A 20,877-nucleotide genomic window follows, 5' to 3' on the forward strand; every position below is an offset into this window, starting at 1 on the left:
TAACCATGGCCACCTCCGCCAAGTTTACCCCCCGCAAGCGTAGCGGCGGCATCAACATCACGCCCTTCGTCGACGTGCTGCTGGTGGTGCTGGTGATCTTCATTTTGACCAGCAACGCCAGCATTCCCGGCATCAAGGTCGACCTGCCCAAGGCCAGTTCGGCCATGGCGCTGGAAAAACCGAAGACCAAGGCCATCACCATCGACAACGCGGGCCAGGTCTTCCTCGACGCCTATCCCGTCACCCTGCCCGAGCTGGAAGAGCGCCTGCGCACGGAAAAGGCGCTCACGCCCGATTTTCCCGTGATCGTGCGCGGCGATGCGGCCGTGCAATACGCGAAAGTGGTCGAAGTGCTCGACCTGCTGCGCCGCATCGACCTGAACCAGGTGGGCCTGGTGACCGGCAAGCCGGCATGAGGAGCGCAAGGTGAAGCGTGACGACATGACGAAGATGGCGGCCTCGGAACCGTCGGGCGCGGTGCTGTGGTGGCGCCGCTGGGGCGGCGTGGCCGGCGCCGCGCTGCTGGCCGGCGCGCTGGCCGCGCTGGTCTGGTATCTGCTGTCCGACACGGCGGCCACCAAGCGCGAAGTGGCGGCCACGCCGATGCTGATGCTGCCGCCGCCCCCGCCGCCGCCGCCGGAACCGGAAAAGCTGCCGGAGCCGACGCCCGACAAGGTCGTGCCGGAAGTGTCGGAACCGGAACCGACGCCGGCCGACAAGCCCATGGACGACGCGCCGGAAAGCCCGTCGCCGGAGAAGGGCGATCCCGTCACCATCGACGGCGCGGCGCAGGCCGGCAGCGATGCCTTCGGCATCCAGGCCGGGCGTGGCGGCGGCATGACGGGCGGCGGCGGTGGCGGCGGCCTCGGCGCGGGCTCGTACGGCCGCTACGTGGCCAATGCGCTGCAGATGGCCTTCGCCCGCGATCCGCGCACGCGCCAGCTGGCGTTTGCCGACATCCGCGTCGACCTGTGGCTCGATACGGAAGGCAGGACGACGAAGGTGCTGCTGGTGCAGGGCACGGGCAATGCGCAGACGGATGAACTGGTGCTGGCCATGGTGCGCGATTTTCGCGCCGATGAGCGGCCGCCGGCGTCGCTGCGGTTCCCGGCCCGCGTTTCCATCAAAGGCCGCCGGCCGTGAACACCCGGCCAAACCTGCTGCGCGTTGTGATTTGCGGCCTGCGATGCTCGCTGCGCATGCGCACAGCTGCGCTTCTCAGCCACAACTCACTGCCGCTCGCGACGGTTTTGTCAGGCGTTTTTTACGACATTCATTTTAATTTTTACCGAAAGAAGCGATGAATTCCTTATTTTCTTCCCCACAGCGCATGCGCCGCCTGCCGCTGGCGCTGGCCGCCTTCGCCCTGAGCGTGGCGGCCAGCGCGGTGCAAGCGCAAGCGCCGGCCGACAGCACCATGGTCAAGTTGATCCGTGGCCTGATCCAGAGCGGCGCCCTGAACAAGGACGCGGGCGAAGCGCTGCTGGCGCAGGCGCAGAGCGAGGCGCTGGCTGCCGCGCAAGCCCGTCCGGCCGCGGCGCCGGCAGCCCTGGCGCAAGTGCAGCCGGGCGACGTGCGCGTGCCGTACATTTCGCAAACCGTGCGCGAGCAGATCCGCGACGAGATCAAGGGACAAGTACTGGCCGAGGCGAAGGCGGGCGGCTGGGCCGCGCCGAACGAAACGCCGGCATGGACCAAGCGCATCCGCATGGAAGGCGATGTGCGCGCGCGCTACGAGTCGCGCTATTACGACATGGCCAACAGCAATATCGAGATCGACTGGCGCTCGCTCAACGGCGGCAGCGGCTACGACGTCAATTCGAATACCAACCTGGCCCTGCCCTCGCTGCTGAACACGCGCCAGGACCGCAAGAACCTGCTGCGCGCGCGCGCCCGCCTGGGCATCCTGGCCGATATTTCCGAGAGCACGCAAGCGGGCATCCGCCTGGCCAGCGGCAACGACGACAGCCCGGTATCGACCACGCAAACCCTCGGCGGCGGCCTGGGCAAGAAAAATATCTGGCTCGACCAGGCCTGGCTGTCGTACCAGCCCGCGTCCTGGCTGACCCTGACGGCGGGCCGCTTCGACAACCCGTTCGTGTCGGGCGACGAGCTGTTTTCCAGCGAACTCAATTTCGACGGCATCGCCGCCAAGGTGCAGCAACCGGTGGGCGCGGCCAAGGACGTCACCGTCTTCGGCACGCTAGGCCTGATCCCGCTCGAATATTCGTCCGACAATGCGCCGAGCCGCAGCCAGGCCAAGATGGCCAGCGAGAACAAGTGGCTGCTGGGCGCGCAGGTGGGCGCCTCGTGGAAGATCAATAGCGACCATCAGTTGCGCGGCGCGCTGGCCTACTACAACTTCCGCAACATCAGCGGCGAGTATTCGCAGCCGTGCGCGCTGTACGCGGGCGCCGATGGCTGCAGCACGGACTGGTCGCGTCCGTCGAGCATGCAAAAGGGCAACAGCTTGATGTTGCTGCGCAATATCGCGCTGAACCCGCTCGATCCGGCCAATACGCCGCAGCCGCAATTCGTCGGCCTGGCGTCGAAGTTCCGTCTGGCCAACCTGAATGCGCGCTGGGATAGCAAGGTCGCCGGTGGCAAGGACTTGCGCATCGAAGGCGATTATGTGCGCAACATGGCCTATGACAAGAATGCAATGTGGGCGCGCGCCAAGGGCGGCATCATGAACAACTTCGGCGGCACGGGCGGCGTTTCGCAAGCCGATTTCAGGAGCGGCGGCAACGCCTACATGCTGCAAGCCACCCTGGGCAAGGCCAGCCCCGCGGCGCGCGGCGACTGGAACGTCCTGCTGGGCTACAAGCGCATCGAACCGGACGCCTTGCCGGACGCCTACAACGATTCCACCTTCCACCTGGGCGGCACGAATGCGCGCGGCTACTACCTGGGTGGCGCGTATGCGCTCGACAAGAATACGTGGCTGAACGGCCGCTGGACGTCGAGCCGCGAAGTGTTCGGCTCGGCACTGTCGATCGACACCCTGCAAATCGAATTGAATGCGCGTTTTTAAGGAGTAATGATGTTGATATCCAACACAACGCGTGTCTCCGCGCTGTTGCTCGCCGTGCTGGCCGGCGGCGCGGCCCAGGCGCAGGGCCAGAAGGGGCAAAGCATGGAAGAGCGCCTGCGGGCCGAGTTGCGCAATGTCACGGCGCAGCTGCAGCAGACGCGGGGCGAACTGGAATTGCTGAAAGCCAAGGGTGCCCCTGCCGCCCAAGCCGCGCCGGTGGCCGTTCCCGCCAGCGATGGCGTGAAAAAGGAATTGGCGCGCAGCCAGGCGCTGCTGGCGCAGGAGCGCGCGCAGCGGGAAAAGCTGCTCGCCGAGCAGCAGCGTGGCGCGGCTGCCACGCAAGAGGCGGCCGACAACCTGGCGCAGTTGCGCCAGGCCAGCGAACAGCTGGCCGCCACCGGCAAGCAGATTGAAGCGGAACGCCTGCGTCTCGACGGCGAAGTGGCGGCGCAGCGCGGCGTGCTGGCGCGCTGCGAAAGCAAGAATGCCCAGCTGTACGCCACCGGGCAGGAAATCCTGCGCGCATACGAAGGGCTCGACGTGCTGGGCGTGATGGCGGCGCGCCAGCCGTTTGCCGCGCAAAGCAGGGTCAAGCTGGAGCAAATCGCCCAGCAATATGGCGACCAGCTGTATCAGGGCCGCTTTGATGCGCGTCAAACTGAAACGCCGGCCGCCCCCGCGCCTGCCCCCCAATAACTTTATTTTTTGAAATGAATGGAATGACGATGGAACACACGAATAGCAACTTGCTGACCACCCTGAACGCCGAGCAGATGGCCGACGCCATCAAGGCGGCCGGCTGCGCCGTCACCAGCATCGAGCACGATGGCGTCGTGCGCCTGCACAGCGCCAGCCACGGCATCGGTTTCCAGGTGCTGTGGGGCAATGAAGCCTCGCCCGGCCAGTACGCCGACCTGACCCTGAGCTGCCCGCTGCGCGTGCAGGGCGGCGACTTGCCTGCCGGCTTGCTGGCCGAATGGCATCGCAGCAAGCGTTTTGCGCGCGTGGCCCAGCATGGCGATTTTGTCGTGCTGGAAATGGATGTGCTGGTTGCCGGCGGCGTCAGCGCAACGCACCTGAATATCAATCTGCAATTGTGGACGCAGATGATGGGCCAGTTTTTCTTGTTTTTACGCAACTTTACGCCAGCCGACGCGTCGGTAGCGGCGCCAGCGGCGGCGCCTGCCGTGGTGGAAGAGGAAACAGTGCCGGCCTGATAAAACCTGCACAGGCGCCAAAAATGGCCGCTGGCGGGCCATTTTTGCCGCTGGCGGGGTCCGAGTGTCGCATTAAATACTTATTTTTTAAGCATCGCGCATTAAAACTGCTCAAAGAGCGTGTGTGAATCAAGCCAGCAACGCCTGTATGGCGGATAATATCGCCTGTTGCCGATTTGGATACGACCTTTACACTCTAATGCGCCCCATGGATTTTACCCGCGACGAAACCAGTGAAACCCCAGTTGCCCCGGCAAGTAGCCCGGGAGCGCCTTTGCCGTATGCCGTCGCCACCTGGCTGCAGCGGGTGGAGGCAGCCGCCCATCCGAAGGCCGTGCTGAGCATTGCCGAACCCGACCCCAAACTCAACCAGCATCGCCTGATCTACGTGCTGGCGCCCACCAGCGGCGGCCGCCACGTGGCCCTGTGCCTGTACAAGGCGCGCCTGCGGCCGAACGGCGACGTGGCGGCAGCCTCGCCCATCAGCGAAATCTTTTCGCTGCTGTCGGCGCCGCCGAGCTTTCTGACGCCGGCCGATGAAGACCTCGTGCGCTTCTTCGTGGCCATGCGCAGCGGCCAGAATTCGCAGACGGGCAGCGCCACGGAGCCGAAGGGCAAGGTGGGCGCGGCCCTGCTGGGCATGCTGGCCGAGCAGGACAAGCTGCTGTGGGCCAATTCCTGGGCCGACGTGGGCAATGGTCTCGTGTATCCATTGCAGGAGGGACCCGTGCGTCCGGCCCGGCTGTTCTGGCGCGACGAGGGCAAGACCATGCGCCTGGGCTGGCAAGTCGATCCGCCCGAAGGCGCGAAACACCATGGCGCCGACCAGATCGACTACATGCTGCCCACCGATCCGCCGTGGTACATCGACAACCTGTCGTGCGGCGTGCTGGAACTGAACCAGGGCGGCTCCGACATTTCCCTGGCCGACTTGCAGGCGCTGGTGGCGCAGGCGCCGCCGCTGAACGCGAACGACAAGGTGCGCGTGTCGCAACTGCTGCTGGCGCAGGGCTTGCAGCACCTGATGCCGCTGCCGCAGCCCTTGCCGCAGCGCTTGCGCAAGGATGTGCCGGCGCAGCCGGTCTTGCTGCTCGACAGCGCCATGCTGGCCGATGGCAGCGTGCAGCGCTGGCACGACTTCGCCGTGCTGTCCTACGATTACGATGGCGAGCGCGTCTCGTTCGACCCTTCGCAGCGCGTGGTGCGCCAGGTGGGCGAGGTGACGGAAATTATCCAGAGAAATACGGACGACGAGGCGCGCGCGCTGGCCACCCTGGCCGAGCTGCAATTCAAGAAGCCCGGTGCCGCCCCCTTGAGCGGCTTGAAGGGCGCCCTGCTGCTGCCTTCCCAGGCGGAATGGCTGCGCTTTGCCGAGTCCGGTATCGACGCCTTGCTGGAGCAGGGCTGGATCGTGGAAAAGACGGCCAAGTACCGCTATGACGTGAGCGAAGTGGACGACTGGTATGCGGAAATCGACGACCAGGACCCGGATAGTGGCAACGCCTGGTTCGAGCTGGAACTGGGCATCGTCGTCAATCACGAGCGCGTGCCGCTGCTGCCCGTGCTGGTGCAGCTGATCCGCAACGCGCCCAACGATTTCAATCCGAAAGTCATCGAGGCGCATGCCGAGGATGACCAGATGCTGGCGACCTTGCCCGATGGCACGCGCGTGGCCCTGCCATGGGGCAGGGTGCGCCCCATCCTCAACACCCTGGGCGAGCTGTATTTCAACGACAAGATCAAGCGTGCCGTGCGCATGTCGACCCTGGATGCGGCGCGCCTGGAAGAGCTGGCGCGCGGGCTGGAATTGCGCTGGACGGGTGGCGAGCAATTGCGCGCCATGGGCCGCAAGCTGAGCCAGTTCGGTTCCGTGCAGAAGGTGGCCGCGCCGGCCGGCTTGCAAGCGACCCTGCGCGATTACCAGGCCGACGGCCTGGCGTGGATGCAATTCCTGCGCGACCATGACCTGGCGGGCATCCTGGCCGATGACATGGGCCTGGGCAAGACCGTGCAGACCCTGGCGCATATCCTGGTGGAAAAGGAGGCGGGCCGTTTGACGCATCCGGCCCTCGTCATCGCACCGACGAGTTTGATGGGCAACTGGCAGGACGAGGCGGCCAAATTCGCGCCCAGCCTGAAGGTGTTGCTGCTGCAGGGCAAGGACCGCGCGCAGCAGTTCGACCAGATCGGCCAATGCGACCTGGTGCTGACCACCTACGCCTTGCTGCCGCGCGACGAGGAAACCTTGCGCGAGCATGATTTCCACCTGGTCATCCTCGACGAATCGCACTACATCAAGAATACGCGCAGCAAGGCGGCGCAAAGCGCGGGCCTGCTGCGCGCGCGCCACCGTTTGTGCCTGTCCGGCACGCCGCTGGAAAACCATCTGGGCGAGCTGTGGTCGCAATTCCATTTCCTGCTGCCGGGCTTGCTGGGCGACGAAAAGACCTTCAACACCCAGTTCCGCCACCCGATCGAGCGCCAGGACGACCCGCTGCGGCGCATGCTGCTGAACCGCCGCATCAAGCCCTTCCTGCTGCGCCGCACGAAAGACAATGTGGCCAAGGAACTGCCGCCGAAGACGGAAATGGTGCGCAAGGTGGAATTGACGGGGCCACAGCGCGACCTGTATGAAACCGTGCGTCTTGCGATGGATCAAAAAGTACGCGAAGAAATCGACAAGAAGGGCGTGGCGCGCAGCCAGATCGTCATCCTCGAAGCGCTGCTGAAATTGCGCCAGGTCTGTTGCGACCCGCGCCTGGTGAAATCCTTGCCGGCGAAGAAGCAGTCGGCCGGCTCGGCCAAGCTGCTCGACCTGATGCAGATGGTGGAAGACTTGCTCGACGAAGGGCGCAAGATCCTCGTCTTCTCGCAATTTACCAGCATGCTGGAATTGATCGAGGAAGAACTGGAATCGCGCGACATTCCCTACGCCTTGCTGACGGGCGAAACCAAGGACCGCGGCGCGCAAGTGGCGGCCTTCCAGCAGGGCGCCGTGCCGATCTTCCTGATCAGCCTGAAGGCGGGCGGCGTGGGCCTGAACCTGACGGCGGCCGACACGGTCATCCACTACGATCCGTGGTGGAATCCGGCGGCGGAAAACCAGGCCACGGACCGCGCCTGGCGCATCGGCCAGGACAAGCCCGTGTTTGTCTACAAGCTGATCGCCAAGGGCACGCTGGAAGAAAAAATCCAGCTGCTGCAGCAAAAGAAATCGGAGCTGGCGCAATCGATCCTGGCCGAAGGCGAAGCGCAGAAGATGGCCCTCACGCAGGAAGACTTGCAGCAGATTTTTGCCCCGCTGGAAGATTAAAGGGGCGGCTGCTTCCCTGCTGGCTCTATACTGGGCGATTATTTCTTGCCAGGTATAAAGCATGCTGCCCTTCCTGCCTTTCCTTGTATTGCTGCTGGCCGGCGTCATCCTGATGGCGCTGCGTTTCATCCAGTTGCGCCGCGCCCTGCTGCGCGCACGCGCGGGGGAAGCGACGTTCCGCCTGCTGGCCGAACACGGCCGCGATGCGGCCTTCCTGCTCGACGCCACGACCCTGGAATTACTCTACATCAGCCCCACCGCGCAGCGCCTGAGCGGTTACGACTTGCCTGCCCTGCAAAGCCACGCGGCGCGCCTGGCGGCGGACGTGCCGGCCCGTTTGCAGCGCTGGCGCGACGGCGACGCCAGCCGCGCGACCTTGCTGCGCGAAGTGGAACTGCCGCACGCGGACGGCCATCCGCTGGCGCTGGAAATCCATTCCACCATCGTGCCGGCCGCCGCCGGCCGCGGCGTGAGCGTGGTGGGCAGCGTGCGCGACGTGAGTGCAGCGCAGGCGCAGGCAGCAGAGCGCGAAAAGGAACACAAGCGTTTCGCCTCGATGCTGTCGCATGAATTCCGCACGCCGCTGGCCACCATCGACGGCGCCGTCCAGCGCCTCGTGTCCACTTCGACGGACGCCGACGAGGCCACGCGCAAGCGCTATGTGAAGATTCAAACGGCCGTCGACCGCTTGTTGGCCATGATCGACGACTATCTGTCGCCCGAACGCATGGCGGCCATCGGCCGCGAGCGGGCCGCGGCCGGCATCGCGCCGCTGGCCCTGCTGCAGCAGGCGGCCGCCGGCGTGCCCGCCAGCCATACGGTGCAGCTGCAACTGGACGAGGACTTGCCGGCCACATTGCGCTGCGACGTGCCCGGCATGGCCCTGTGCCTGAAGATCCTGCTGGAAAACGCCGTCAAGTTCAGTCCGCCTGGCAGCGCCATCACCCTGGCGGGCAGGCGGGCGCCCGAAGGTGGCGTGGAACTGTGCGTGCGCGATGCGGGACCGGGCTTGCCCGAGGCGGAACTGGCGCATCTTTTTGATAAAGGTTTCCGCGGCATCCATGCCGCCGGCCACCCGGGCGCGGGCCTGGGCCTGTACATGGCGCGCGCCGTGGTGGAAGTGCATGGCGGGACTTTGCACGGGCATAATCTGCCCGCAGGCGGCGCGGTTTTCCGGATTTGGCTGCCCGTTCCTGTCCAGACAAGGAAAAGCCTTGCTTCCGCTGAAGGCAACCGTGATAATTCCTTGACGTAAACCTATTCGTCCGTCCATCATGGTGCAGAAGTGAATGGCATGGTTTGCCCACGGTTTGCTTACTAACAAAGAATGGCGTAGCAATGACGAAAATACTGATCGTCGAAGACAATCTGGACTACGCCGAAGACATGGCGGAATTCCTCGTTGAGCTCGAACACGAAGTCCATATCACCAGCTCGGCTGGCGGCATGTGGACGGCGTTGAGCCATGGAAATGTCGGCGTGGTGGTGCTGGATCTGGGCTTGCCCGATGAAGACGGCTTCAATGTCATCCCCCGCATGCGCCAGCTGTATCCGCAAATCGGCGTGCTGGTGCTGACGGGCCGCGTCGCCTTCGACAGCCGCATCCTGGGCCTGCGCCTGGGCGCCGACCATTACCTGACCAAGCCGATCAAGTTCCCCGAACTGGCCGCGCACATCGAGGCGCTCGACCGCCGCGTCGGTCCGCAAGATCCGCTGCCCGAGCCGGGCAAGTGGACCTTGAAAGTAAGCGCTCGCCAACTTGAACTGATGGGTTCGGTTATCGCCCTGACGGAAAAAGAATTCAACTTCCTGCACCTGCTCACCATCAACACGCGACCCGTGCCGCGCGATGTCATCGTGGCCGGCATGGGCGGCGAAGATCCCGATGCGGGCCGCCGTGTCGACATGCTCGTGTATCGCCTGCGCAAGAAAGCCAAGACGGGCCTGGGCCAGGACTTGCCGCTGCGCAGCGCTTACGGCGAAGGCTACAGCCTGTCGGCCAGCTTTAACCTGTCCTGATGCATTGCCTGCGGCCGGCCGCAAGCGGCTGGCATCATAAAAGGGACAGAGTCAATCGTTTTTTCCATGCCTGAAATAAAATAGGGTCAGAGTCGCGTCCGACGACTGGAAGTGTGTAAAATCAAGGCCTTAGCCTTTCTTTTACGACTTTGCCATGGCCCGATTGCCCCGCCTTATCATTCCCGCACTGCCCCATTACATCATTCAGCGCGGCAGCAACCGCCAGCCCGTGTTCCAGGATGCGGCCGACTACGCGCAGTTCCTGTCCTGGCTGAAAACGGGCGCGAAAATGTTCAAGGTAGCCATCCACGCCTATGTTTTGTTGCCTGATCAACTACATTTGCTGGCCACGCCCGGCGATGCCACGGGCCTGGGGCAGCTGATGCAGTGGTTGGGGCGCTATTACGTGCCGTATTTCAACCAGAAATACGGCCGCGAAGGGGGCTTGTGGCAGGGACGCTACAAAACTGCCGTCATTGATCCCGACAATTTCCTCCTGACTTGCTGCCGTTACCTGGAATGCGTGCCCGTGCAGACGGGGCTGGCGGGGCAGGCCCTCGAGTACGCCTGGTCCAGCCATGCCCACCATGCGGGCGTGCGTCCCGATCCCGTCATCACCGATCACGCGCTGTATTGGGCACTGGGCAACACGCCGTTCGACCGCGAGGCGGCCTACCTGCGCCTGTTCGAGCAGGGACTGGGCGGCAGCCAGGTCAAGGTGGTGGAGCAGGCCGTGCTGAAGGGCTGGCCGCTGGGCAGCGACGCCTTCAAGCAGGCGCTGGAGCTGAAAATGAAGCGCCAGGTGCTGCCCGCCAAGCGGGGCCGCCCGCGCAAAGTCGCGGCTGAGCCGGACGTCAACTGACACGCATTCGCATTTCACTCAAAAAATGAGGGCTTCCTGATGTTTTATTGAGATTCGATTGACTATGTCCCTATTAAATTTTATGGGCGACGGAAACGAATTTAATTCGACTCCGACCCTAATTTTTCTGGTTGAGTTTTTTGTTGCGTTGCACTACTCTAGTTTTTCGATATCCATACGCAGCGGAGAAGCCCATGAAAGCGCAAGGCCTGTACGACCCAGCCAATGAACACGATGCCTGCGGCGTCGGTTTCGTCGCCCACATCAAGGGCAACAAGACCCATTCGATCGTCGAACAGGGCTTGCTGATACTGAAAAACCTCGATCACCGGGGCGCCGTGGGCGCCGATGCGCTGATGGGCGATGGCGCCGGCATCCTGATCCAGATTCCCGACCAGTACTACCGCGAAGAGATGGCCAAGCAGGGCGTGGAATTGCCGCCGCCTGGCGAATACGGCGTGGGCATGGTCTTCCTGCCGAAGGAACACGCGTCGCGCATCGCTTGCGAACAGGAAATCGAACGCGCCGTGCGCATCGAAGGCCAGGTCGTGCTGGGCTGGCGCAACGTGCCCATCGATACCGACATGCCGATGTCGCCCACCGTGCGCGCCAAGGAACCGGTGATCCGCCAGATCTTCATCGGCCGCGGCCCGGACATCATGGTCACCGATGCGCTCGAGCGCAAACTGTATGTGATCCGCAAATCCTCGGGCCACGCCATCCAGGCCTTGAAGCTGCTGCACGGCAAGGAATTCTTCGTGCCGTCGATGTCGGCGCGCACGATTGTGTACAAAGGCCTGCTGCTGGCCGACCAGGTGGGCGTGTACTACAAGGACTTGCAGGATGCGCGCTGCATCTCGGCCCTGGCCCTGGTGCACCAGCGTTTCTCGACGAATACCTTCCCCGAATGGCCGCTGGCCCACCCGTATCGCCTGATCGCGCACAATGGCGAGATCAACACGGTGAAAGGCAACTTCAACTGGATGCGCGCGCGCGAAGGCGTGATGAAGTCGGCCGTGCTGGGCGACGATTTGCAGAAACTCTTCCCGCTGATTTATGAAGGCCAGTCCGACACGGCGTGCTTCGACAATGCGCTGGAGCTGCTGTTGATGGCCGGCTATCCGATCGCGCAGGCGATGATGATGATGATTCCGGAAGCGTGGGAAAACCACACGACGATGGACGACAACCGCCGCGCCTTCTATGAATACCACGCGGCCATGATGGAACCGTGGGACGGCCCGGCCGCCATGGCGTTTACGGATGGCCGCCACATCGGCGGCACGCTGGACCGCAATGGCTTGCGTCCGGCCCGCTACATCGTCACCGACGACGACCTGGTGGTGATGGCGTCGGAATCGGGCGTGCTGCCGATTCCTGAATCGAAGATCATCCAGAAATGGCGCTTGCAGCCTGGCAAGATGTTCCTGATCGACCTGGAAGCGGGCCGCATCATCGACGACCAGGAATTGAAGAACACCTACGCCAACGCCAAGCCCTACAAGGCGTGGATCAACTCGGTGCGCATCAAGCTCGACGAGATCAAGATGGCCGAAGGCCAAGTCAAGCACGACCGCGCCCAGGGCGAAAAAGTCCAGCCATCGCTGCTGGACCGCCAGCAGGCGTTCGGCTACACGCAGGAAGACTTGAAATTCCTCATGGCGCCGATGGCGCTGGCCGGCGAAGAGGCGACGGGCTCGATGGGCAATGACTCGCCGCTGGCCGTCATGTCGAACAAACTCAAGCCGCTGTATAACTACTTCAAGCAGCTGTTCGCGCAAGTGACGAACCCGCCGATCGACCCGATCCGCGAAGCAATGGTGATGTCGCTGGTGTCCTTCATCGGCCCGAAACCGAATCTGTTAGATACGAATAACGTCAATCCGCCGATGCGCCTGGAAGTGGCGCAGCCCGTGCTGGGCTTTGACGACATGGCGCGTTTGCGCAACATCAGCGCCCACACGGGCGGCAAGTTCAAGTCGTACGAGCTCGACATCTGCTACCCGCTGGCCTGGGGCAAGGAAGGCGTGGAAGCGTGCCTGGCCTCGCTGTGCGCGGAAGCCGTCGACGCCGTCAAGTCGGGCCACAACATCCTGATCGTCTCGGACCGCGCCATTAGCGCCGACCAGGTGGCGATCCCCGCGCTGCTGGCCACCTCGACCGTGCACCAGCACCTGGTGAGCAAGGGCTTGCGCGCTTCCACCGGCCTCGTCGTGGAAACGGGCTCGGCCCGCGAAACCCACCACTTTGCCCTGCTGGCAGGCTATGGCGCGGAAGCCGTCCACCCGTATCTGGCGATGGAAACCCTGGTCGAACTGGCGCACGGCTTGCCGGGCGACCTGTCGGGCGACAAGGCCATCTACAACTACACCAAGGCAGTGGGCAAAGGCTTGATGAAAGTCATGTCGAAGATGGGCATTTCCACGTATATGTCGTATTGCGGCGCGCAGATTTTCGAAGCCATCGGCCTGAACAAGTCGCTGGTCGACAAGTATTTCAAGGGCACGGCCTCGAACGTGGAAGGCATCGGCGTGTTTGAAGTGGCGGAAGAAGCGCTGCGCCTGCATGCGCTGGCCTTCGGCAACGATCCCGTGCTGTTTGACAAGCTCGACGCGGGCGGCGAATACGCGTTCCGCGTGCGCGGCGAAGACCATATGTGGACGCCGGACGCGATTGCGAAGCTGCAGCATTCCACGCGCAGCAACAATTTCTCCAGCTACAAGGAGTACGCGCAAATCATCAACGACCAGAGCCGTCGCCACCTGACCCTGCGCGGCCTGTTCGAATTCAAGCTCGACCCGACCAAGGCCATCCCGCTCGACGAAGTGGAACCGGCCAAGGAAATCGTCAAGCGCTTCGCCACGGGCGCCATGTCGCTGGGCTCCATCAGCACGGAAGCGCACGCGACCCTGGCCGTCGCCATGAACCGCATCGGCGGCAAGTCGAACACGGGCGAGGGCGGCGAAGATCCGAACCGCTACACGCAGGAATTGAAGGGCATCCCGATCCGCCAGGGCGACACCATGGCGTCCGTCGTCGGCGCCGAGCAGATCGTCGTCGATATTCCGCTGCAGGAAGGCGATTCCATGCGTTCGCGCATCAAGCAGGTGGCGTCGGGGCGTTTCGGCGTCACGGCCGCCTACCTGAATTCGGCCGACCAGATCCAGATCAAGATGGCGCAGGGCGCGAAGCCGGGCGAAGGCGGTCAATTGCCTGGCCATAAGGTGTCGGAATACATCGCCAGCCTGCGCTTTTCCGTGCCGGGCGTGGGCTTGATTTCGCCGCCGCCGCACCACGACATCTATTCCATCGAAGACCTGGCGCAGCTGATCCATGACTTGAAGAATGCCAACCCGCGCGCCTCGATCTCCGTGAAACTGGTGTCGGAAGTGGGCATCGGCACGGTGGCCGCCGGCGTCACCAAGGCCAAGGCCGACCACGTGGTCGTCGCCGGCCACGACGGCGGCACGGGCGCTTCGCCTCTGTCGTCCGTGAAACACGCGGGCACGCCGTGGGAACTGGGTCTCGCAGAGACCCAGCAAACATTGGTCTTGAACGGTTTGCGCAGCCGTATCCGCGTGCAGGCCGACGGCCAGATGAAGACGGGCCGCGACGTGGTCATCGCCGCCCTGCTGGGCGCCGACGAGATCGGTTTCGCCACGGCGCCGCTGGTGGTGGAAGGCTGCATCATGATGCGCAAATGCCATCTGAATACCTGCCCCGTGGGCGTGGCCACGCAAGATCCCGTGCTGCGCGCCAAGTTCTCGGGCAAGCCCGAGTATGTCGTCAATTACTTCTTCTTCGTTGCCGAGGAAGCCCGCCAGCTGATGGCGCAGCTGGGCATCCGCACCTATGACGAACTGATCGGCCGCGTCGACCTGCTGGACAAGTCGAAGGCGATTTCGCACTGGAAGGCGCAGGGCCTGGATTTCTCGGCCATCTTCTACAAGCCGGAAACCCCGGATGGCCAGGCCTGTCGCCACGTGGAATTCCAGGACCATGCGCTGGAAAAGGCGCTGGACCACAAGCTGATCGCACAGGCGCGCGCGGCGCTGGAAAAGGGCGAGCGCGTCTCCTTCATCTCGCCCGTGCGCAACCTGAACCGCACGGTGGGCACCATGCTGTCCGGCGAAGTGGCGAAGAAATACGGCCACGCCGGCTTGCCGGACGACACCATCCACATCCAGCTGCAAGGCACGGCGGGCCAGTCGGCCTGCGCCTTCCTGGCGCACGGCATCACGATCGACCTGGTGGGCGAGGGCAACGATTACGTGGGCAAGGGCTTGTCCGGCGGACGCATCATCGTGCGGCCGAATACGGAATTCCGTGGCTGGGCCGTGGACAACATCATCATCGGCAACACGGTGCTGTACGGCGCCATCGCCGGCGAAGCCTTCTTCAACGGCGTGGCCGGCGAACGCTTTGCCGTGCGCAACTCGGGCGCCACCACGGTGGTCGAGGGCCTGGGCGACCATGGCTGCGAATACATGACGGGCGGCACGGTGGTGGTCCTGGGCAACACGGGACGCAACTTCGCGGCCGGCATGTCAGGCGGCATCGCCTATGTGTATGACCCGGCCGGCGACTTTGCCAGCAAGTGCAACACGGCCATGGTCAGCCTGGACAAGGTCGTCTCCGCGGCGGAGCAGCATGTCGACCGCGACGCCTGGCACACGCAGCACCGCGACGGTGTGCCGGAAGCCGATGAAGTGATCCTCAAGCGCCTGATCGAGCGTCACTTCAAGCACACGGGCAGCACCCGCGCCCGCGTCCTGCTCGACGACTGGGCCAGCGCGCGTGGCAAGTTTGTGAAGGTCTTCCCGAACGAATACAAGCGCGCGCTGATTGAAATGGCCGCCGATGCCGCCATGGAAGTGGAAGCCGTCGCCGCCTGAGCCAGCCAACTCATCGCTGAGATTAATGACCAGGGAGCGGCCCGGCCGCTCCCCGCCAGCCAAATACAAAGGAAACATCGTGGGTAAAATTACCGGCTTCATGGAATTCAAGCGCCAGGACGAGCACTATCTGGAGCCTGCCGCGCGTCTGAAGAACTACAAGGAATTCGTCTTGCACCTGTCGGACGCGCAGGCGACCGTGCAGGGCGCGCGCTGCATGGATTGCGGCATTCCCTTCTGCACCACGGGTTGCCCCGTGAATAACATCATTCCTGACTGGAATGACCTGGTGTACCGCGGCGCCTACCGCGAAGCGCTCGACATCCTGCATTCGACGAATAACTTCCCGGAATTTACGGGCCGCATCTGCCCGGCGCCGTGCGAATCGGCCTGCACCCTGGGCATCCATGAAGATCCGGTCGGCATCAAGTCCATCGAGCACAAGATCATCGACATGGGCTGGGAGCACGGCTGGGTCACGCCGCAACCGGCAGGGTTTAGTACCGGCAAGAAAGTGGCCATCGTCGGTTCCGGCCCCGCCGGCCTGGCGGCGGCGCAGCAGCTGGCGCGCGCCGGCCACGCCGTCACCGTATTTGAAAAGAGCGACCGGGTCGGTGGTTTGTTGCGTTACGGCATCCCCGACTTCAAGATGGAAAAGTCGCACATCGACCTGCGCGTGAAACAGATGGAAGCCGAAGGCGTCGTGTTCCGCACCAGCGTGCTCGTCGGCAAGGATTTCCCTGCCCACGTGAACAACTGGGCCAAGGAAACCATTTTCCCGGAAGACCTGGAAAAAGAATTCGACGCCGTCATCATGGCCGGCGGCGCCGAGCAGCCGCGCGACTTGCCCGTGCCGGGCCGCGAATTGAAAGGTGTGCATTTCGCCATGGATTTCCTGCCGCTGCAAAACAAGGTCAACGCGGGCGACAAGCTCAAGGACCAGATCAAGGCCACGGGCAAGCACGTGGTGGTGATCGGCGGCGGCGACACGGGTTCCGACTGCGTCGGCACCTCGAACCGCCATGGCGCCGCCTCGGTGGCCCAGTTCGAACTGATGCCGCAGCCGCCGGAACAGGAAAACAAGCCGCTCGTCTGGCCCTACTGGCCGACCAAGCTGCGCACCTCGTCCTCGCACGAGGAAGGCTGCGAGCGCGACTGGGCCGTGGCCACCAAGCGTTTCGAAGGCAAGGGCGGCAAGGTGGAAAAGCTGATCGCCTGCCGCGTGGAATGGAAAGACGGCAAGATGAGCGAAGTGCCGAACTCGGAATTCGAGATGAAGGCCGACCTGGTCTTCCTGGCCATGGGCTTTGTTTCGCCAGTGCAACAAGTGCTGGAAGCGTTCGGCGTCGACACGGATGCGCGCGGCAATGTGAAAGCGAGCACGGAAGGCGACGGCAGTTACCAGACGTCGGTGCCGAAGGTGTTCGCGGCCGGCGACATGCGCCGCGGCCAGTCGCTGGTGGTGTGGGCCATCCGCGAAGGACGCCAGTGCGCGCGCGCCGTCGACCAGTTCCTCATGGGGGCTTCCCTGCTGCCACGCTGACGATTTGAGCTGGATCAAGCCAGGGGCCACGGCGCGCGATGCGTCGTGGCCCTTGTTATTTTAGCCATGGCGCCGGACGGGGAAGACGCAGGCGTGCAGGCGCGCGTTTTTTACAATAAAATATCTGACTTTCGATTCATTAGTGTTGTATTCTCCCCCTCTGCAGGGCAGCACAAGGGGGTGTCTCAGCAGAGATTGGCGTTTCTGCACTACAATACGCCATTAAAATAGTGAGCTTCGTCGTGCCAAATCTTGTTGAAATCCGTGATTTACACTTTGCCTATGGAGAACGTTCGATTTTATCGGGCCTTCAAATGGATTTCCCACGTGGAAAAGTTGTGGCCGTCATGGGTGGCTCCGGCAGTGGCAAGACGACCGTACTGCGCCTGATCGGCGGCCAGCTGCGCCCCAGTTCCGGCTCTGTCAATGTCGATGGCCAGATCGTGCATACGCTGGCGACCGACCAGTTATACCAGCTGCGCCGCAAGATGGGCATGCTGTTCCAGCACGGCGCCCTGTTTACAGACCTGACGGCGTTCGAGAACGTGGCCTTCCCGCTGCGCGAGCATACGGACTTGAATGAAGAGCTGATCCGCACCCTGGTGCTGATGAAGCTGCACGCCGTCGGCTTGCGCAATGCGGCGCAATTGAAGCCGGCCGAGATTTCGGGCGGCATGGGCCGCCGCGTCGCCCTGGCGCGCGCCATCGCGCTCGACCCTGAATTGATCATGTATGACGAGCCGTTCGCCGGCCTGGACCCGATTTCCATGGGCGTCACGGCCAATTTGATCCGCAATCTGAACGATGCGCTGGGCTCCACGTCTATCCTGGTATCGCACGATGTGAAGGAGTGTTTCGCCATCGCTGATTATGTCTATTTTCTGTCATCGGGCAAGATTGTGGCGCACGGCACGCCGGCTGAAATGGCCGTGTCGACGCATCCGTACGTGAAGCAGTTCGTCAATGCCGAGGCCGATGGCCCCGTACCGTTCCACTATCCGGGCAAGTCGCTGGCCGACGACCTGGGTCTGCAGGCGGGGGGCGGCCGATGATCGCGCGTTTCCTGGCGGCGATCGGAGCCTGGTTGCGTCGTTCGGTACAAGACCTCGGCTTTGCCGTGCGGTCGTTTTTCATCATCATCGCCTCGTCGGGCGGCCTGTGGCGCCGTCCGCGTCTGGTGATTGAGCAACTGTTTTTTATCGGTAACCGCTCGCTGGTGATTACCGCCGTTTCCGGCCTGTTTGTCGGCATGGTGCTGGGCTTGCAAGGGTATTACACCTTGACCACCTACGGCGCCGAGCAGTCGCTGGGCTTGCTGGTGGCGCTGTCGCTGACGCGCGAACTGGGTCCGGTCGTCACGGCGCTGCTGTTCGCGGGCCGCGCCGGCACCTCGCTGACGGCGGAAATCGGCCTGATGAAGGCGGGCGAGCAGCTGTCGGCCATGGAAATGATGGCCGTGAACCCGATCCAGCGCGTGCTGGCCCCCCGTTTCTGGGCCGGCGTGATCGCCATGCCGATCCTGGGCGCCATCTTCACGGCCGTCGGCATCATCGGCAGCTACCTGGTCGGCGTGGTGCTGATCGGCGTCGATGAAGGCTCGTTCTGGTCGCAGATGCAGGGCGGCGTGGATGTCTGGAAAGAAGTGGGGAATGGCACCATCAAGAGCCTGGTCTTCGGCATCGCGGTGACGTTCATCGCCCTGTTCCAGGGTTACCAGGCGCAGCCGACGCCGGAAGACGTGTCCGGCGCCACCACGCGCACGGTGGTGATTTCGTCGCTGATGGTGTGGTGGCTCGATTTCATGATGACGGCGTTGATGTTTAGCAAATAATTGCGCATCAGCGGCAAATAGCGGCCTGGGTGGTATTCCGCACAGGTGGCGGCAAGTAAAAATTATTTAGGATTGTTTATGCAACGTAAATCTTTGGATGTCTGGGTCGGCTTGTTCGTCTTGCTGGGTGTGGCGGCATTGATGTTTTTGGCCCTCAAGGCTGGCAATATGAGCTCGCTGTCCTTCAGCAAGACGTATACCATTAACGCCAAGTTCGACAATATTGGCGGTCTCAAGCCGCAAGCGCCCGTCAAGGGCGCCGGCGTGGTGGTGGGGCGCGTGTCGGCCATCACGTTTGACGACAAGACGTACCAGGCGCTGGTGAAACTCGACATCGAAGATGGTTACAAATTTCCGAAAGATAGCTCGGCCAAGATTCTGACGGCCGGTTTGCTGGGTGAGCAATATATCGGCCTGGAAGCAGGCGGCGATCTGGCTAACCTGGCAGAGGGCGACAAGATCGCCCGTACTCAATCGGCCACAGTGCTGGAAGACCTGATCAATCAGTTCATCTACAGCAAGGCAGCGGAAGGAAAGGACAGCAAATGAGCGAGTCGACCATGAAATCCCAAGGCAGCCTGGCGCGTATCGGCCTGGCCCTGGCCATCGCCGCCAGCGTGAGCGCCTGCGCCACCGGCACCAACCCGCGCGACCCGCTCGAGGGTTACAACCGCGCCATGTTCAAGTTCAACGACACCGTCGACCGGGTGGCCCTGAAACCGGTCGCCACGGCTTACAAGACCGTCACGCCATCGTTCGTGCAAACCGGTGTCGGCAACTTCTTCGGCAACTTGTCCGATGTGTGGAGCGCCGTGAACAACTTGCTGCAAGGCAAGGGTGAAGCGGGCTTGCAGGACGTCGTGCGCGTCAGCATGAACTCGACCTTCGGCATCTTCGGCCTGATCGACATCGCTTCGCAGGCCGGCATTCCGAAGCACAATGAAGACTTTGGCCAGACCCTGGGCTGGTATGGCGTCCAGCCTGGTCCGTACGTGATGTTGCCGCTGCTGGGCCCATCGACCGTGCGCGACACGGTGGCCCTGCCGCTCGATATCACGGGCGACCCGTGGCGCTACAAGGATCCTGTCTCGGTGCGCAATATCGGCACGGTGACGCGCGTGGTCGACAAGCGCGCCGCGCTGCTCGACGCGACCAACCTGATGGAAGCGGCCGCGCTGGACCGTTATGAATTCATCCGCGACGGCTTCCTGCAGGCGCGCGAAAGCAAGGTTTTCGATGGCGATACGGATCGCCGCGACCGCAAAGTGCCAAAAAACGACACCAGCGATTACGAGCCGGAGTACGATGCGAAACCGCCGCCGGCCCCAGTGGAAGCGGCGCCTGCCACGGCTGCCGCCGACGCCGTGCCTGTCGAACTCGTAACATCTGGTAGCAATACCGTTGCTGCCGAGGCCAAGCCTCAGGAGTAAACTCGGGACAAGAACACCACGGCTGCGATCAGCGCCAGCCGGTGCACAGCAACACCATGAAAGGTAGAACCATGAAATTGATGAAACAATTGCTCGCGATGGCGACCATCGCCTTTGCCACCGCCGCCCAGGCCGCGCCTGCCGTGGAAGCGCCCGATGTGTTGGTAAAACGCATCAGCCAGGACGTGATCGACACGGCCAAGGCCGACAAGGGCATCCAGGCTGGCGACATCAAGCGCGTCACCGAATTGGTGGAAAGCAAGATCTTGCCGTACGTGGATTTCCAGCGCATGACGGCCCTGGCCGCCGGCCGCTACTGGCGCGACGCCACGCCGGACCAGCAAAAGCAGCTGGCTGCGGAATTCCGCACGTTGCTGATCTACACGTATTCGGGTGCCCTGTCGCAGATCAAGAACGAAACCGTCGAATTCAAGCCGCTGCGCGCCGATCCGGCCGATACGGACGTGGAAGTGCGCTCGCAGGTGAACATGGCGCGCGGCGAACCCGTGCCCCTGAACTACCGCGTGGCGAAAACCCCGGCCGGCTGGAAGATCTATGACATCAACGTGCTCGGTGCGTGGCTGGTGGAAACCTACAAAAGCAGCTTTGCCAGCGAAATCAGCAAGGGCGGCATCGATGGCCTGATCAAGACCCTGGCCGCGAAAAACAAGGCCCTGGCCAGCCGTCCCGCTGCCAAAGCCAAATAATCGGCTATCATATAGCTCCAGACCCA

The 20,877-nt window shown here is 63.2% G+C and carries 16 protein-coding genes; all 16 read left to right on the top strand.

What is annotated here, in order from left to right; all coding sequences use genetic code 11:
- Nucleotides 1-5 precede the first annotated feature (5 nt).
- The 16 genes from YQ44_RS27295 to YQ44_RS27370 all read left to right on the top strand — a co-directional run bounded on the left by YQ44_RS27295 (nt 6) and on the right by YQ44_RS27370 (nt 20,851).
- The gene (locus tag YQ44_RS27295) at nt 6-416 is read left to right on the top strand and encodes an ExbD/TolR family protein (RefSeq protein ID WP_034753784.1); all 411 of its coding nucleotides are present in this window, start codon (nt 6-8) and stop codon (nt 414-416) included.
- Nucleotides 417-426: 10 nt separating this feature from the next.
- Nucleotides 427-1,143 carry a hypothetical protein gene (locus tag YQ44_RS27300; RefSeq protein ID WP_232251005.1) on the top strand — a complete coding sequence of 239 codons (717 nt, stop codon included), beginning with the start codon at nt 427-429 and terminating at the stop codon, nt 1,141-1,143.
- Between the two features lie 157 nt (nt 1,144-1,300).
- Nucleotides 1,301-3,034 carry a putative porin gene (locus YQ44_RS27305; RefSeq protein WP_083412067.1) on the top strand — a complete coding sequence of 578 codons (1,734 nt, stop codon included), beginning with the start codon at nt 1,301-1,303 and terminating at the stop codon, nt 3,032-3,034.
- A gap of 6 nt (nt 3,035-3,040) precedes the next feature.
- Nucleotides 3,041-3,730 carry a hypothetical protein gene (locus YQ44_RS27310; protein WP_071326046.1) on the top strand — a complete coding sequence of 230 codons (690 nt, stop codon included), beginning with the start codon at nt 3,041-3,043 and terminating at the stop codon, nt 3,728-3,730.
- A 29-nt stretch (nt 3,731-3,759) separates the two neighbouring features.
- Nucleotides 3,760-4,251: a YbjN domain-containing protein gene (locus tag YQ44_RS27315; protein WP_232251006.1), complete on the top strand. Its 492-nt coding sequence runs from the start codon at nt 3,760-3,762 to the stop codon at nt 4,249-4,251.
- 208 nt (nt 4,252-4,459) lie between these two features.
- Nucleotides 4,460-7,564 (top strand): DEAD/DEAH box helicase, encoded by a 3,105-nt coding sequence (locus tag YQ44_RS27320; RefSeq protein WP_071326048.1) that lies wholly within the window; start codon nt 4,460-4,462, stop codon nt 7,562-7,564.
- 61 nt (nt 7,565-7,625) lie between these two features.
- Nucleotides 7,626-8,819 (top strand): PAS domain-containing sensor histidine kinase, encoded by a 1,194-nt coding sequence (locus YQ44_RS27325; RefSeq protein ID WP_083412069.1) that lies wholly within the window; start codon nt 7,626-7,628, stop codon nt 8,817-8,819.
- Nucleotides 8,820-8,902: 83 nt separating this feature from the next.
- Nucleotides 8,903-9,583, top strand: coding sequence for a response regulator transcription factor (locus YQ44_RS27330; RefSeq protein ID WP_071326049.1), 681 nt, complete (start codon nt 8,903-8,905; stop codon nt 9,581-9,583).
- A gap of 154 nt (nt 9,584-9,737) precedes the next feature.
- Nucleotides 9,738-10,445 (top strand): transposase, encoded by a 708-nt coding sequence (locus YQ44_RS27335; RefSeq protein WP_071326050.1) that lies wholly within the window; start codon nt 9,738-9,740, stop codon nt 10,443-10,445.
- Between the two features lie 194 nt (nt 10,446-10,639).
- Nucleotides 10,640-15,340 (top strand): glutamate synthase-related protein, encoded by a 4,701-nt coding sequence (locus YQ44_RS27340; RefSeq protein ID WP_071326051.1) that lies wholly within the window; start codon nt 10,640-10,642, stop codon nt 15,338-15,340.
- Between the two features lie 79 nt (nt 15,341-15,419).
- Nucleotides 15,420-16,883 carry a glutamate synthase subunit beta gene (locus YQ44_RS27345; protein WP_071326052.1) on the top strand — a complete coding sequence of 488 codons (1,464 nt, stop codon included), beginning with the start codon at nt 15,420-15,422 and terminating at the stop codon, nt 16,881-16,883.
- Between the two features lie 242 nt (nt 16,884-17,125).
- Nucleotides 17,126-17,935, top strand: a complete 810-nt coding sequence (locus YQ44_RS27350) for an ABC transporter ATP-binding protein (protein ID WP_083412199.1) — start codon at nt 17,126-17,128, stop codon at nt 17,933-17,935.
- On the top strand, nt 17,932-18,714 hold the full coding sequence (gene mlaE, locus YQ44_RS27355) for a lipid asymmetry maintenance ABC transporter permease subunit MlaE (protein WP_034753807.1): 783 nt from the start codon (nt 17,932-17,934) through the stop codon (nt 18,712-18,714). Before YQ44_RS27350 ends, mlaE begins: the two co-directional genes overlap by 4 nt.
- 78 nt (nt 18,715-18,792) lie before the next feature.
- The gene (gene mlaD / locus YQ44_RS27360) at nt 18,793-19,263 is read left to right on the top strand and encodes an outer membrane lipid asymmetry maintenance protein MlaD (protein ID WP_071326054.1); all 471 of its coding nucleotides are present in this window, start codon (nt 18,793-18,795) and stop codon (nt 19,261-19,263) included.
- Nucleotides 19,260-20,144: an MlaA family lipoprotein gene (locus YQ44_RS27365; protein WP_071326055.1), complete on the top strand. Its 885-nt coding sequence runs from the start codon at nt 19,260-19,262 to the stop codon at nt 20,142-20,144. The genes mlaD and YQ44_RS27365 overlap by 4 nt, the downstream gene beginning before the upstream one ends.
- 71 nt (nt 20,145-20,215) lie before the next feature.
- Nucleotides 20,216-20,851, top strand: a complete 636-nt coding sequence (locus YQ44_RS27370; RefSeq protein ID WP_071326056.1) for an MlaC/ttg2D family ABC transporter substrate-binding protein — start codon at nt 20,216-20,218, stop codon at nt 20,849-20,851.
- Nucleotides 20,852-20,877: the final 26 nt, after the last annotated feature.

This window comes from Janthinobacterium sp. 1_2014MBL_MicDiv (genome assembly GCF_001865675.1).
Taxonomy (GTDB): domain Bacteria; phylum Pseudomonadota; class Gammaproteobacteria; order Burkholderiales; family Burkholderiaceae_D; genus Janthinobacterium.

Excerpts from the sequence above, each read along its gene's own strand:
- YQ44_RS27295 (WP_034753784.1), top strand. The coding sequence starts at position 6 with ATGGCCACCTCCGCCAAGTTTACCCCCCGCAAGCGTAGCGGCGGCATC.
- YQ44_RS27305 (WP_083412067.1), top strand. The coding sequence starts at position 1,301 with ATGAATTCCTTATTTTCTTCCCCACAGCGCATGCGCCGCCTGCCGCTG.
- YQ44_RS27310 (WP_071326046.1), top strand. The coding sequence starts at position 3,041 with ATGATGTTGATATCCAACACAACGCGTGTCTCCGCGCTGTTGCTCGCC.
- YQ44_RS27315 (WP_232251006.1), top strand. The coding sequence starts at position 3,760 with ATGGAACACACGAATAGCAACTTGCTGACCACCCTGAACGCCGAGCAG.
- YQ44_RS27320 (WP_071326048.1), top strand. The coding sequence starts at position 4,460 with ATGGATTTTACCCGCGACGAAACCAGTGAAACCCCAGTTGCCCCGGCA.
- YQ44_RS27325 (WP_083412069.1), top strand. The coding sequence starts at position 7,626 with ATGCTGCCCTTCCTGCCTTTCCTTGTATTGCTGCTGGCCGGCGTCATC.
- YQ44_RS27330 (WP_071326049.1), top strand. The coding sequence starts at position 8,903 with ATGACGAAAATACTGATCGTCGAAGACAATCTGGACTACGCCGAAGAC.
- YQ44_RS27335 (WP_071326050.1), top strand. The coding sequence starts at position 9,738 with ATGGCCCGATTGCCCCGCCTTATCATTCCCGCACTGCCCCATTACATC.
- YQ44_RS27340 (WP_071326051.1), top strand. The coding sequence starts at position 10,640 with ATGAAAGCGCAAGGCCTGTACGACCCAGCCAATGAACACGATGCCTGC.
- mlaE (WP_034753807.1), top strand. The coding sequence starts at position 17,932 with ATGATCGCGCGTTTCCTGGCGGCGATCGGAGCCTGGTTGCGTCGTTCG.
- mlaD (WP_071326054.1), top strand. The coding sequence starts at position 18,793 with ATGCAACGTAAATCTTTGGATGTCTGGGTCGGCTTGTTCGTCTTGCTG.
- YQ44_RS27365 (WP_071326055.1), top strand. The coding sequence starts at position 19,260 with ATGAGCGAGTCGACCATGAAATCCCAAGGCAGCCTGGCGCGTATCGGC.
- YQ44_RS27370 (WP_071326056.1), top strand. The coding sequence starts at position 20,216 with ATGAAATTGATGAAACAATTGCTCGCGATGGCGACCATCGCCTTTGCC.